This is a genomic window from Paenibacillus nasutitermitis, assembly GCF_014641075.1.
Lineage (GTDB): Bacteria > Bacillota > Bacilli > Paenibacillales > Paenibacillaceae > Paenibacillus_Z > Paenibacillus_Z nasutitermitis.
In genome coordinates, this window is sequence record NZ_BMHP01000001.1 from 1,014,385 (window position 1) to 1,028,463 (window position 14,079).

At 46.5% G+C, this 14,079-nt stretch carries 11 protein-coding genes; 3 read left to right on the forward strand and 8 right to left on the reverse strand.

Annotated elements, in window-relative coordinates:
• Nucleotides 1-78 precede the first annotated feature (78 nt).
• The gene (locus IEY46_RS04190) at nucleotides 79-1,242 is read right to left on the reverse strand and encodes a Gfo/Idh/MocA family protein (RefSeq protein ID WP_188989415.1); all 1,164 of its coding nucleotides are present in this window, start codon (nucleotides 1,240-1,242) and stop codon (nucleotides 79-81) included.
• Nucleotides 1,243-1,524: 282 nt separating this feature from the next.
• Between IEY46_RS04190 and IEY46_RS04195 the strand changes: the two genes are divergently transcribed.
• A complete protein-coding gene (locus IEY46_RS04195; protein WP_188989417.1) occupies nucleotides 1,525-2,337 on the forward strand; it encodes an acyltransferase domain-containing protein in 813 nt (270 codons plus the stop codon).
• 103 nt (nucleotides 2,338-2,440) lie between these two features.
• Here IEY46_RS04195 and IEY46_RS04200 read toward each other — a convergent pair whose 3' ends face one another.
• The gene (locus IEY46_RS04200; protein WP_188989419.1) at nucleotides 2,441-3,670 is read right to left on the reverse strand and encodes an MFS transporter; all 1,230 of its coding nucleotides are present in this window, start codon (nucleotides 3,668-3,670) and stop codon (nucleotides 2,441-2,443) included.
• Nucleotides 3,671-3,824: 154 nt separating this feature from the next.
• On the opposite strand from IEY46_RS04200, the gene IEY46_RS04205 reads away from it, so the two are divergent.
• Nucleotides 3,825-4,580 carry a MerR family transcriptional regulator gene (locus IEY46_RS04205; protein ID WP_188989421.1) on the forward strand — a complete coding sequence of 252 codons (756 nt, stop codon included), beginning with the start codon at nucleotides 3,825-3,827 and terminating at the stop codon, nucleotides 4,578-4,580.
• A 327-nt stretch (nucleotides 4,581-4,907) separates the two neighbouring features.
• Nucleotides 4,908-5,357, forward strand: coding sequence for a VOC family protein (locus IEY46_RS04210; RefSeq protein ID WP_188989422.1), 450 nt, complete (start codon nucleotides 4,908-4,910; stop codon nucleotides 5,355-5,357).
• Nucleotides 5,358-5,489: 132 nt separating this feature from the next.
• Here IEY46_RS04210 and IEY46_RS04215 read toward each other — a convergent pair whose 3' ends face one another.
• The 6 genes from IEY46_RS04215 to IEY46_RS04240 all read right to left on the reverse strand — a co-directional run bounded on the left by IEY46_RS04215 (nucleotide 5,490) and on the right by IEY46_RS04240 (nucleotide 13,798).
• A complete protein-coding gene (locus tag IEY46_RS04215; protein WP_188989424.1) occupies nucleotides 5,490-6,335 on the reverse strand; it encodes a carbohydrate ABC transporter permease in 846 nt (281 codons plus the stop codon).
• 15 nt (nucleotides 6,336-6,350) lie between these two features.
• Nucleotides 6,351-7,244: a carbohydrate ABC transporter permease gene (locus IEY46_RS04220; protein WP_188989426.1), complete on the reverse strand. Its 894-nt coding sequence runs from the start codon at nucleotides 7,242-7,244 to the stop codon at nucleotides 6,351-6,353.
• A gap of 91 nt (nucleotides 7,245-7,335) precedes the next feature.
• Nucleotides 7,336-8,715 carry an ABC transporter substrate-binding protein gene (locus IEY46_RS04225; protein WP_188989427.1) on the reverse strand — a complete coding sequence of 460 codons (1,380 nt, stop codon included), beginning with the start codon at nucleotides 8,713-8,715 and terminating at the stop codon, nucleotides 7,336-7,338.
• A gap of 308 nt (nucleotides 8,716-9,023) precedes the next feature.
• A complete protein-coding gene (locus IEY46_RS04230; protein ID WP_188989429.1) occupies nucleotides 9,024-10,616 on the reverse strand; it encodes a response regulator transcription factor in 1,593 nt (530 codons plus the stop codon).
• On the reverse strand, nucleotides 10,594-11,904 hold the full coding sequence (locus IEY46_RS04235; protein ID WP_188989431.1) for an ABC transporter substrate-binding protein: 1,311 nt from the start codon (nucleotides 11,902-11,904) through the stop codon (nucleotides 10,594-10,596). Before IEY46_RS04235 ends, IEY46_RS04230 begins: the two co-directional genes overlap by 23 nt.
• Before the next feature lie 82 nt (nucleotides 11,905-11,986).
• Nucleotides 11,987-13,798: a cache domain-containing sensor histidine kinase gene (locus tag IEY46_RS04240; protein WP_188989433.1), complete on the reverse strand. Its 1,812-nt coding sequence runs from the start codon at nucleotides 13,796-13,798 to the stop codon at nucleotides 11,987-11,989.
• Between the last annotated feature and the right edge of the window lie 281 nt (nucleotides 13,799-14,079).

Here is a 14,079-nt window from a genome sequence, read left to right on the forward strand (position 1 = left end):
CTGTTAAAAGATGTTGATGGCATGGATGTACCGAGCGATAGAATTAGTAAGGGCGCTCTATGGCCATCCGCCGCATGTTTAGAATTGCGGTATTTGTACCCATTGTTTTTCTTTGGATGAGGTTTCAACGGCTTCAAGAACGAGCTGATTTCGATAACCATCTTCAAAATTAGGGGACGGACTTCTGTTCTCCGCAATACCCTGCATCAGCTCATGCGCAATGTTGATAAAGGTATGCTCGTAACCAATGATATGTCCGGCAGGCCAATAGGCACCGGCATAGGGGTGGATCGTCTCTGTACAGCTGATGGTCCGGAATCCCTGCGAGCCTTCCTTGTCAGTGTCGAGGTATAATTGCAAATCATTCATATGCTCCATGCTCCAGCGTACAGAACCCTTGGATCCATTGATTTCGAACTGGTTGGTATTGCGGTTGCCTTTGCCGAAACGGGTCGCTTCAAATACGCCCATCGCCTCATTATCGAAACGGCAGATAAATGCCACAGCATCGTCGACATCCACCTCGCCGACCTGTTCGCCACTGGCCTTGGCACTGAGCCCGCCGCTCATTTCACCCAATGGCCGCTGCTTGATGAACGTATTCATCATCCCGGAAACTTCGGTTATTTCGCCTGTTAAATATCGGGCCAAATCAATCGAGTGCGCCATGAGATCCCCGTGCGTACCGGAACCGCAAATATCCTTGCGCAGCCGCCAGACCAGGGGGAAATCCGGGTCCATGATCCAATCCTGCAAATAATGGGCTCGCATATGATAAATCTTGCCCAATTGTCCGCTGTCAATCAGCTGCTTGGCATAACGAATGGCAGGTACGAAGCGGTAATTATGGCAAATCATATGCACGACTCCCGCTTTGTCGACGGCTTCCAGCATGCGGCGGGCTTCATCGGCATTCAAAGCCAGGGGTTTCTCGCAAATGATATGCTTCCCCGCTTGCGCAGCGGCGATTGCGATTTCCGCATGGGTATTATTCGGCGATCCGATATCAATCAGGTCAATATCGTCCCGTTCCACCAGGCGCCGCCAGTCCGTTTCATAAGAAGCCCAGCCCATTTTGTCCGCAGCAGCTTTGACACCGGCTTCATCGCGGCCTGCAATCGCTTGCATAACAGGCTGGACATCGTTATCGAAATAAAAAGGCAAATCACGATAAGCGTGACTATGGGCTTTCCCCATAAATTTATATCCCACCATACCAATCCGGACTTGTCGCTTCGCCATTCTTCAAAAACCTCCTGACGTTATTGCATTTATTAAGTGAATTATATATCGCCATATTATGAATGTAAATAATTAATACATTAACCAAAAAATGATATATTTCGTTGTTTTATCTGTTGTTTTGAGGAATTACGACGTCTTTTCTCATAAAATATAAATCAAAAGTCGGTTTAACCCGGAATAAAGGATATTTCATCGAATAACGGAGGCAAGGATTTTTGACGCGGGTGGTTGTGTAATAATAGGTAGTTATTCAGATAACCGGAAATGAGGGAGCTGCTTATGAATATTAAACAATTTTGCGAGGGAATTAAACTTGATCCGGCTGCGCGGCGGCAGCTTGAAGAATTCACGATTAGCGAGGAAGAATATCTCGGATATAAACAACATTTCTATATGGATCACGCAGCTTTTTTTGAATCGGTGAAACAAACGGCCGGCTACCGGAAGCTGCTTCTCTATTTATTTGTAAGATTCGCAGTTGATGTTTACGAGAAGTACAAGCTCCAGCAAATTGACGATGCTATTTATTATGATACGTTCTCAGACTTTCAGAACTGGTGCATGCAATGCAAGGCCGATACCGGTGAATACGGGATTGAAGAATACAACTGGCTGAAAGAGCATGTTCAGCTTCGATTATTCCGTTTAGGCCGATTACAGTTTCAACCGCTTGCCTTTGATCGTGAATTAATCGTAAACGACTATAAAATAAGAGTGAATCAAATCGTGCTCAATGTGCATATTCCCGCGGGAGATCCGCTTTTGGCGGAGCAGGTAGAGCGTTCATTCGAGATGGCGAAAGCTTTTTTCAGAGGCATACCTCCGGTATTTATTTGTCATTCCTGGCTGCTCGAGCCCGAATTAGGGGAAATCCTTCCCCCGGAATCGAACATTCTCCGGTTCCAGCAGCATTTCCACCTGTATAAGATCGATAAAAACGCCAAGCAGGCGGAAGAACGAATATTCCGCAAGACTTGTGATAACCCGCATGATTACGAAGCGGTTACCCGATTGCAGCGCAGCGCAAAAGCCTTCCTCATCGCCGGCGGCAAGCTGGGGATCGGCTTTGGCATTAAAGTGATTGAAAACTGAATTGAACGTTAACGGGTGAATAAGAACGAACCGCCATGGGGGCTGTTGAACCCGGTCAGCGGTTCGTTTTTTACATCGGCAGCCTGGGGTTAAGCAGTTGCTATCACCCGAGGAAAGACGCAGTTTGACTTCTTTTCCGCTTAAGAAGCGGCATAACGATCAATATTCCTAGCATAAAACAAAATGCGGCCATTGAATAAACGGAGGCGAGGGAAAGCGTATTTTTTAAGGTTCCGGAAACACTCATCATAAGGAGCATCGAACCAGTCATCAGCGGAGTGCGTATCCCGGTAACCCGACCGATATAGGATTGCTCGGTCTGCTGCATCACTAAAGATATATTTCCAACAAAAATAGCCGGTTGAAGGAAAGCGATGAAAAATTGCAAAAGCATCGTTAACCATAATTGTGAAGACAAGCCTAATAATAGAATACCGGCTCCATTGACGGCTAATCCGGTCATCAATAACCGCTGCGGGGCCACTTTGGCTGCTATCATGAATATGACCAACCCACCGATAATTTCTCCCAAGCCGTAGGGAATGGTGAGCCACTGTAAAAATTGTGCAGAAAGCTCCAGCCGCTCCGTAACGAGAAAAATACTAAGCGGTGTGATAAGTCCAACCCCGAGTCCAACAAATGTGAAGCAAAGGCTTAACCGGAACAGTTCTCTTCTGTACCAAACATAACGAAACCCATCCGCCATCTCATGGAATATAGAAGGCTGCTCTGCCGTTCTATGTTTGGATGAGTCAGGATCCGCAGGAACAAACAGCATGGCAAACGCGGACAGCAAGAAAGACAGTCCGGTTAACAGGATCGAAGGCTTAATGCCCAGTTGTTGATAGACAAACGTACCAAGAATCGGGCCGATAATCATAAAAAGAGAATTGAGGGTCTGTAATAAGGACATGCAAGCAGGAGCATCCTCCTCCTGTATATGGTCTTTGAACAGCTTCATTCCGGATGGACCGGCGAATTGCGATAGAATAGAAGAGCATAAGGTAGCTAGAAAAACGGCTTTCCATGAACCGGTTTCGAGGATGAGAAACACGATTAACACGGAGAAGGCGCTTAAATATTCACACCAGACCATCGTTCTCTTCGGGCGCCAACGATCCGCGAATACCCCGCCGACGAAGGAAAATATAAAAATAGGCGCATATTCAGCAATTGAAATCATCGAGACGGCAAAAGCATCACCATTTGTCCTATCCATTATATAGAGCAAAATGGCGAAGTTCCGAATCCATATCCCGCATTGGGAAAATAAATTGGAAATAAATATGGTTCTTACAAAGCCGTTCCGGAGCAGTTGAAATGAGCTTGCCATGAATGATTCCCCCTAGTATCGTTGATTGGTTTGAAAGAGAGCTTATCTCCTCCTCCAGGGTCAGAGTCAATCGTTTTTTTTTAATATCTATTCCGGTGTTGACTCTCCTCCTAGGGGAGCCTTTACACTTTATACAGAAAGGAGCGCAAGTTCAATGCTATATACGGTAAAGGAAGTATCCTCATTATCGAATGTAACGATCAAGACCCTTCACCACTATCACAAAATCGGCCTCCTCCTGCCGGGCGAGGTCAGTGAGGCGGGTTACCGGCTGTACGGGATAAAGCAATTGGAGCGCCTGCAGCAGATTCTGTTTTACAAGGAACTGGACTTCACCCTGGATCAAATCAAGCATCTGCTTGAAGGGGATCCGGATCCATCCTCTATTTTTGCGAAACAGGAGAAGCTGCTTCTCCAGCGCAAACAGAGATTGGAAACGATCATTGAAACATTAAGAAAATCGATAAGCAGAAGGGAGAATGGAGAACAGATGGACGATAAGGAAATGTTCAAAGGTTTTGCAAGCGAGGAAGAATGGGAATCGGCCATGGAGGAACAAAATAAACATCTGAAAGAAACCTATGATGTCGAGTTGAATCAGTCGGCTCCATTGGATATTCAGAACATGAATGATCTGGCGTCGGAGGCGGCATCCTTCATGACAGGCATGGCGGAAGCTTTACGGGCGGGACTCAAGCATAATGACGAGAAAATCGGCCATTCGATCAGCAACCATCTTGCATTTCTGAATGAGCATGGACACAACTTATCCGCTGCGGATTTTGCAGCGCAGACCCGTTTTTTTCTTGCCGATGATTTCCATCTTCAGATGCTTGAAGGCCAGCAGACCGGATTGGCTTATTATCTGTCCGCAGCGGCAGATGCTTATGCAGCAGCTCCTCAACCCTAAGTGAGTTGTTGTACCGAAACGCCAGAAAGACCCTGTTTCTCTACATTCGTAGAAAATCAGGGTCTTTCTCCACCGTAAAGAAGGTTAGAGTTGTATAATTCTGTATTCCCCATTCCGATCAAGATTGTAGAATTGGCAAGTTGCGGTCAGCAGCAATAACAGGCAGACAGGGATTAAGGTTATGGAATCGTACCAATGGATGCCGCTGGACTTTGGCATGACAGAATACAGCAATCTGTAAGAAACGAGGGTATCTCCTCTATGTTACAATTACCGTACCAGGAAAACGAGAGATAATCCAATCGATTTAAAAAGGAGTATGGGAGTATGCAGAAAATCACCACGTTCTTATGGTTTAATGACAAGGCGGAGGAGGCAATGAATTTTTATATTTCCATTTTCAATGATTCTAAGATAATAGGCGTATCCCGTAACGGAGATTCTGTAATTTCCGCAACCTTCCAGCTTGAGGGACAGCAGTTCATGGCTCTGAACGGCGGCCCGCATTATTCCTTCACGCCGGCCATATCATTGTTTGTTAACTGCGAAACGCAGCAGGAAGTTGATGAATTGTGGGCGAAGCTTTCCGAGGGAGGCGCGGCAGGAAGATGCGGTTGGCTGACTGACCAATACGGGCTGTCATGGCAGATCATTCCCCAAGCACTGGGCCGGCTGCTTCAGGATCAAGATCCCGAGCGCTCGGCAAGAGTTATGCAGGCTATGCTTCAAATGGATAAAATCGACATTGCGCTTCTGCAGCAAGCTTATAATGGATAACAAGCAGAGAAGCCCTCATTTGACTGGAGAAAGTGAAATGAATCCGGAGCAAACAATCCATACGTAAACCAATTAAATTAAGCCTCCAGAATGCCGACAGGCAATCCAGGAGGCTTATTTTAATTCCTTTTCCTATTTAACCGCTCCGGCAACGATGCCATCATTAATCCGGTTCTGGAAAATGATATAGATGATCAGCACCGGAATTGTCGAAATCAACAAACCGGCAAATAGGGGACCAAACTCGATCCGATATTGCATCTCACCTTGCATAAAGGCGAGCCCGACAGGAAGGGTATATTTCAGAGCATCATTCATTAGAATCAAGGCATACTGGTATTCATTCCAGAAATTCAATAAATTAATGATACTGATGGTAACCAATCCCGGCATGGCCAGCGGAAGCATAACTTTGAAAAACACGCCGTACAACGAAGCTCCATCGATCACGGCCGATTCTTCCAGTTCACGAGGCAGTGACTTGAAAAAACCCATTAAGACGAGTAAACCAAGCGGAAACGCTGTAATGGAGTATAACAAGATAAGTCCGCTGTAGGAATTGTTCAAATGCAGGTCGTTGAATAAGAAGAACATGGGAACGACGATCATCATTGAAGGAATCGTCATGCCAGCCAGATAGATGTAATACAGAAAGCCGCTTCCTCTGAATGAGAATCTGGCCAATATATAGGCAGTCGTAGAAGTCAGAATAAGAGTTAGCACAATACTTCCTGCCGTAATAATGGTTGTATTAATGAAATAGGAACCGAAGTGATATTTTTCCCAGGTATAAGAAAAGTTGGACCAAAGGAGCGGAAGATCCGGAAGCTCCCAGGATTTCCCGGTGAAAAATTGCTCGTTATCCTTTAATGACTGGAAAACGGAGAATATAAGCGGATATATGGCGAAAAAGGTCCAAAGCAGCAGAAGAAATCGGAACACCCACCGAACCGGAGGGCTAATCACTTTATGTTTCAATCGGATTGCCCCCTTTTATGAGACTTCATACGTTTCTTTTTTCAGCAATTTCTGCAAAATAACGGTTGTCAACAGGGAAAGGACCAGTATGAGAACGCCGACAGCGGATGCGTATCCCATATGGAATTGTTTAAATCCCATCTGATACAAATAATAGCCCAGTACTTGAGTGGAATTATCCGGGCCTCCTTCAGTCATAACACTGACAATGGCAAAAGAGCCATTCAATGATGTTATGACGATGAGGACAATGGAAACTTTGATCTGCTCCCAGATCAGCGGCAAGGTAATATGCTTAAATTGTTTCCATTGCTTAGCGCCGTCTATTTCGGCTGATTCGTATAGCGACAAGGGGATGCTCTTGATGGCTGCAATCAACAGAATCATAAAGAAGCCGATACCCGCCCAGATTGCCGGGGGCAGCAGTGCCCACAGGGAGTATTGGGTATCGCCCAACCAGGGAATTTCCACTTTTCTGTTCAGAATAATAGATAGGATATTGTTCAGCAGACCAAAGGACGGATTGTAAATGAACCGCCACAGCACGGCGATGACGACAATGGAGAGCACGTTCGGGAAAAAGAAAACGGCTCTGAAAAATTTTTCCCCTTTCATCCTGAAGCGTGTAAGGGCCACGGCAAATAAAGTAGCCAACAACATAATTCCAACTATTTTCCAAAATATGAGAAAATAATCGTTGACTATCGCCTTGTATATGATCGGATCTGAGAACATCTCACGGAAATTTCCGAGCCCGATGTAATCCATATTTTCAGAGGAGCCGGACCAATCGAAGAGACTGATCTGTAGCGCCTTAAAAATCGGATATACAGTGAAGATGCAATAGAGTATGAAGGTCGGCAAAATAAAAGAGGCAATAAATAGGGTGCGTTTCCGTTTAGCTGTCATAGTTTACCCTTCTTCATTTGATTTATTTCACTGTTTGTCGGAATAGAGAGATGTCTGCGCTGTCAGAAGACAGCGCAGACGTTTCAAACTTCTAATTTTTCGCGCGCAACTTCGCGGCAGCTTTCTCTACACGGTCCGCCCACTCTTCTGGCGTAAGTTTGTTGTCTGTCAAGGCAATCATGGCATTTTCCATTTCCTTGTTCAAATCTGCATTGTTGGTGAAATTAGGAAGAACAACGAGATTCGGATCGCTATAGTACTTGCTTGCACTAATGGATAATGGGCTTGCTTTCGTGCCGGCGAGATCGACTTTGAAATTCATCAGGGATCCCGTTAATTCGGCCCATTCTATAGCCGCTTTCTTGGTGTACATGAATTGAATGAACGCTTTGGCAGCTTCCGGATTTTTGGCTTTGCTGGCGACAGCAAGCACAGTGGAATAAGGATTAGCAATATATTTTCCGCCCGGTGCTTGGCCAATCGAAGGAATCATTGCGAATTCAAAGCCTTCAGGCGTATCTTTCTTCATTTCATTCTCAACCCATAATCCATTCGGGATAAAAGCGTCTTTGTGCTGCACGAATTGAATCTGCGAATCGGTATGGTTGAGTGCAATGGAAGCTTTATCAATGAAGCCTTTATCACGCATCGTGACGACCTGCTGCAATGCCTTCATGACGGGTTCGCTCTTGAATACGCCTTCCTTCATATCAGCAATGTCTTGCAGGACAGAAGGATCGTCTCCGTTAGCTGATACGGCTGCCGGGAAGAAGAATCCTCCCATAAAATATCCCGTGTATACGCCAGTGTGAATATAAGGCGTGATGCCTGCCGCTTTAATCTGTTCGCTAACAGCCAGGAAGCTGTCGAAATCGGTCGGTACTGCCCAGTTGTTTTTCTTGAATAGAGCCGCATCATAGAAAGTTCCCCATGATCCGAATACATTGGGAATCGTATACGATTTGCCATCAAAAACCTGGGGCTGCGTAATCAACAAGCTGGAGATTAATTCGCCGTCCACATTCTCGGCGGTTTTAAACCATTCGGTAATATCCATCAGTTGTCCGTCTTTAATAGCCGTTGGAACATCAAGTCCGCCAGCACAATCGATAAACACGAGATCCGGCGGATCGCCTTGAATCCAACGAGGTTTCATTTGATCGTTGATTTTAGGTCCTGCAGATTCTTTGATCGTTACATCTGGATATTTTTCCTTGAACTGTGCGATGGTCGACTTCTGCCAAGCGTCTCCGTAACCGCCAACGCAGTATTGAATCTCAAGCTCTCCTGCGATTTTGGGTCCGGAATCAGTATTCGTATTGGATTGCGAGTCCGATGGTGCGGGTTCAGACGCGGGTTCGGAAGGCTTATTCGATCCCCCCGGATCATTGGATCCTCCGCAGCCGGCTAATACAATCATGAGCATAAGCAGTGCGGCCAAGCTAAGAAGCGACAACTTTTTTGTTCTCATTTTCTCGATCCCCTCAAGTATATTTTTGACTGCAAATCTACTATAGAGGAAATGAAAAGGCTTTCCTATTACATAAAATCCATTTTTATACCACTTTCTCCAGTAGATATCGAACCTGCAGTGAGCGGAAAAATATACATGTAAAAAAGAGGGGATCTGGAAATTTGGACCTGTTTTTGCCGGATTCGACACAATTGGGGTTAAGCGCTTTCAATAAAAGAGGCGCATAATAGCGGGACGAAAAGGACGTAAATTCGTGATGCTGGTTAATCGCGATTAAAATAACGCCAGAGCGGTAAGTTTCATTATTAATATTCCGCATCCGGATCCGTGACATGGTCAGCACGGTTGCGGTAATCGGTAGGTGTCATTCCGAACTGCTGACGAAATAATTTGCAGAAATATTTGGCTGAGGAATAACCGATCTGATCTCCGATTTCGTAAGTCTTCAGGTGAGTTTCCCGAAGCAGCTTCTTGGCATGATTCATCCGGACGGAGGTAAGATAGGCCAAATAATTTTCACCGGTAACCTCTTTAAACAAATCGCTTAAATAGTTGGCGTTCATATGCACAATCTTTGATAGCGCTTCAAGCTTGAGGGACTGGTCGCTGTAGTTTTTCCCGATATACTCTTTGATAACCTTTATGACTTTATTCTTCTCCAGGCTATCCGTCTGGGTGGAGGTCATCATTCGAATCTCGTTCTCGAATTCATGAAGAATGGACATCAGATGAAGGGACGAGCCTGGCGATGAAAGGCTGGCAAGCATGTGAGCAAGCGTCTGCCGCAGCGCCAGGCTGAACCTGGATTCGGTCTTATTCAGCAGGGGCATTAACTCGAGCAGCATAAAGCGGAACATTTGGGACAGCACGATGGAGGGGGAAGTTTGTGCGTGGCGCTTAATTTCCGCTACACTTTCCTCCAGAAATTTGCTGACGCCCTCGGAATCGTTCATTTCCAATGCGATTCGAAACCTTTTCTGCTGCTCGTTCCAATCGTTGTCCCTGTAAATCGAATGAAGCTGCTTCTGCGCGTTGACCGAGCGATACGTTTCTTGAATCATCTTCCCATAGATTCCGGGCAATTCGCTCCATGAAGAGAAAGAAGAACTAACTGCCGCAATCGGAGCCAGCCTGAACTCTAACAAAGAGTAAGAGTCCGGCTCCCCCGGGAGCCAAGCCTCCAACCACCATCCTTTTATCCGCTCTGCAGGAAGAGACGTTCCCGAACTGATCAGAAAGAAATGCTGGGAGTCTGCGAAGAAAGCAAAGGCATCCTCCACATCCATGAAGAGCGTTTTGTAATCCGCTACAAGATGCAGCAGCTTTTCCTCTTGGATGGCGAAGCCGTCAGCTTCTCCGATCAAGAGCAGCAGGGAGAGCTCTGTCCCATTGAAGCTCCATCCGTTTCCGGCCAGAAGCTGTTTTAGCTCATCTTCCGGCACGTCCACACCGCATAACAGCCATTCCAGGCTTTGCTGCAGTTTTTGTCGTCTTGCGGCCGCCTCCTGCTGCGCTGTTACCATACGTTCTGCGATCAAATGTTCTGCTTTCTCCAGAGCTTTCAACAGTTCTTCGCGAATAATCGGCTTCAGTAAGTAATCCAGAACCTCAGCCCGCAACGCGTTCTGTACGTAAGAAAATTTATCATGTCCGGTAAGAATGATCTTCAGAATATCAGGATACTTCATCTTTAAATAATGGGCCAGCTCCAACCCGTCCATCCCGGGCATATTGATATCGATCAGCATGAGATCAGGCTCATCCACAGCTAACTGCTCTATTGCGCTCTGAGCGTTTGTGCATTCACAGATTTCCCAGCTCGGAGCCAGCCGCCGGATGATGGACACAATTCCTTTGCGAATGATGACTTCATCGTCAATAACCATTATCGTCGGCACTGGAATTTCCCTCCTGCTGGTTATAATTGTCCCAAGTGTTGTCCATGTTCGTTAGCATCTGTTCGATGGTCAGCGCCTTCAAATAAACGCCTTGGGCAGACTCCATCATTTCTTCCGTAACATAAAATCCGCTCGTCTCCCACCGATTCGATAGAAATTCACGCGTTGATCCTGTCTCAAGCGAACGGGAAATTTCGTGCAATTCTGCAAGTGCTCCGCTTTCCACGTTGTTCAGAGTCAGGAATGATGCCTGACTTATAGCCCATTGTCGTAGCGTCTGCCCTGTCGACCAGAACGCCAGATACTTCCTCGCGGCCTCCAATTGTTTCGTCTTGCTGCTAATCGTCCATGTCGTTCCGACAGCCGCAGTCACGACGGTTCTCTCGCCCGGCGGATTGGCCGGCAGAGCGAACATACCAAGTTCAAGATCGGGATTGCTCTTCATTAAACCGGGCAATGCCCAGCTTCCGTTAATAAGCATGCCGGCCTTTCCGTCCATAAAGTACTTCTGAGCTTGATCCATGCTTACCTCCGTGCTGTTCGGAGTCAAATAGCCTTTGTCCTCCAGGTCATACCACATCTGCACCATTTCGTTCCAGGTTCCGTTGAATTTAATCTGACGCGCATTGAGTTTCTTGTCGAAATCGGGGTCCTTGATCAACGAGGCGCCCATCGCGTACAATGCGGCAAGCGTCATCCAGCCGTCGTTGTTGCCGATCGAAATCGGCGTAAGCCCGCTGCTCTTCAGCTTAGCGCAGACTTCGACAAACTCGTCCCAGTTCGTAGGTATTCGCAAAGAATGTTTCTTGAATAGCTCCTTATTGTAGTAAACTCCGAGCACGACCATTTCGTTTGGGGTTCCGTACACTTTGCCGTCAATGGAGACGCCTTCAATCGCCCACGGAGTGAACTTGGAAATCCAGGGCTCATCGCTAAGATCCCGAATAAAGCCGGCCTTGGAATAACCCCCCACCTCGTCCAAACCTGGATGAAGCATAATGACATCGGGAGCTTCGTTCATTGCGAACTGGTTTCGGAGCTGCTTGCTGAATTGCACTCCCGGCATGCCGTCATAGATCACTTTGATATTCGGGTTTTCCTTCATGAACCGTTCGTTCAATTCAGGAATGGCTCCGATTTCGGAGCCGGATTTGTACCCGGCCACTCTCAGCTCGATGACCGGTAGGGGTTCTACTGTCGGAGTTTGCTCCTGGGAAGCATTGCAACCGCTCAGTACTGTCATCATTCCGAGAATCGCCGTCAATAAGACCATGAACATACTTTTCATTCGTCTCATCTCTTCTCTAGTACTGTTTAGAGGGAAGTCCTTGCTATACCCCATTTTTAACATATCTCGTTCTCCAGTTCCATCAATATTCATCTTGATAGGCAATGCTGGTGCTCGCATCCGTCATATATTTCATTCGGATCTCGACCGTAGTACCCTGACCCGGTTCGCTCTGCACGGTGAGACCATACCCTTCGCCATAATAGTGCCGGATTCGGTCGTATATATTTTTCAAGCCGATATGAATTTCATCATCTTCTTTGTTCGCATCCGTCAGAAGGTGTGATTGAATATCTCTGCGCTTGCCTTCTTCGATTCCGACACCGTTATCGATAATGCGGATATACAAATCTTCGTTCAATTTTGACGCTTCGATGCGAATCCAGCCTTCATTGTTCAGCGGAGCAAGACCGTGAATCAGAGCATTTTCCACCAGCGGCTGAATGATCCAGGGCAGCATCAACGAGGAGAGGACCTCCTGCTTGATATCCAGAATGAAGGACATCTCGGGGAAACGAATTCTCTGCAACTGGATATAATTCTCTATATATTCCACTTCTTTGGATACGCGAATCAATTCGCGGTTGTAATTAATCGTCATTCGGAACAGACGGCCCAGCCGCGAAATCATGTCAGCCACCTCGTAGTTGTGGTCAAGCTCGGCCTTCATGCTGATGGACTCCAATGTGTTATACAGAAAATGAGGATTGATCTTGCTCTGCAATACTTTGAAATCTGCTTCCCGCTTGAGAATCCGGATGGCGAATACGTTGTGGACCAACTCGTTGATCCTTTTCACCATAATATTGAAGCTGGTCGCCAGCCTGCCGATCTCATCACTGGATTGCACCTTGAATTGAACCGTATAGTCTCCGTCTTCGACTTTGTTCATCAGGGATTTCATCTTCTTAAGCGGCAGCAGCAGCCTTCGGGTCAGGAATACGGAGAGTCCGATCGATAAGATGAGGGCGACTATCGTTAACGTCCATAACAGATTTCGTAAAATCTCGATATTATGGGTGAGTTCACTTACGGGAATAACGTTGGCGATTTTCCAGCCGGACACTTGGGTCGTGATGTAATTGACCATCGTTTCTTTGCCGTCCGCCCGAAAGATGAAGCTGTCAAACTCCTTGTCCAAAGGCAAGGGGAATTTTTCCGTAATTTTGATTCTATTCCGGTCATAAACGATGTTGCCCTGCTGATCGACGATGTACAACTCCTGTTTGGTATCACCAAGCACATTGGAGAATATTGAGCTGAGGCTATTCAAGTTTAGATCAATACGGAAGACGCCGGCCGATTGGTTCTTCGGGATATTGATCATGCTCCGGAGGAAAGTGAAGGCGAGCTCTTCTCTGCCGTCGATGCTTTGCAGCGCATATGTCGGGAGATAGATCCCCTTCCCGTCTGCCGTCAACGCCTCCCGATACCACCGCTCCTGCTGGAACTGGCTGTAATCCGCCTGACGGTTCGAACTGTACCGCGAGAATATTTCTCCGCTGGGCTTGAACAAATAAGTTCCAATCACATCTTTGAACGGAACAAGCACGATGTTCATCAACGCTTTGTCGATAAGCTTCTTGTCGTTGAACCGGTTGGCAGGAGAGTCGTTCGTCTCCGGCAGCAGCGCTTGCTGCACTCCCGCATCCATGGAGAAGGAGAGAGAGATTCGTTCCACTTCGTTCAAATAGTTATCGAGATTTTTCCCGAGCTGATTAAGCAGCTCCAGACTGAACTCACTGACTTTATCCTTCATGTTCTCGTTGTATCGCTGAAATCCGAGGAAGGTCACGACGAGCATAGGCAACAGAATCATCAAGGTATACATCAGAATCAGCTTCTTGTCCAGATTCCAATTCCGATAGGAAACCCGCCAGTTTGTCTTTCCCATTCAATATCTCCCTGCAACCGCTTTATTCACGCATCCATCATTCCTGCAAATCTGCGGTTATATCTACTAATTTTATTCTTATTATAGCAGAAAAAGCCCTTGTAACGATCGTTTTCTATGACCTAAGAAGCACTCCCGATTGTTTTCACGACCCGCTTAATTATTCCGTGGTAGTTTTATACACGCGTTCTCGTGATTGCCGGGACTTACACTGTGAAATTGATTTTATGGAGTGGCGAAAAGAACGGTGCAAGACGATGATGCTGGATTTTCGCTACAGG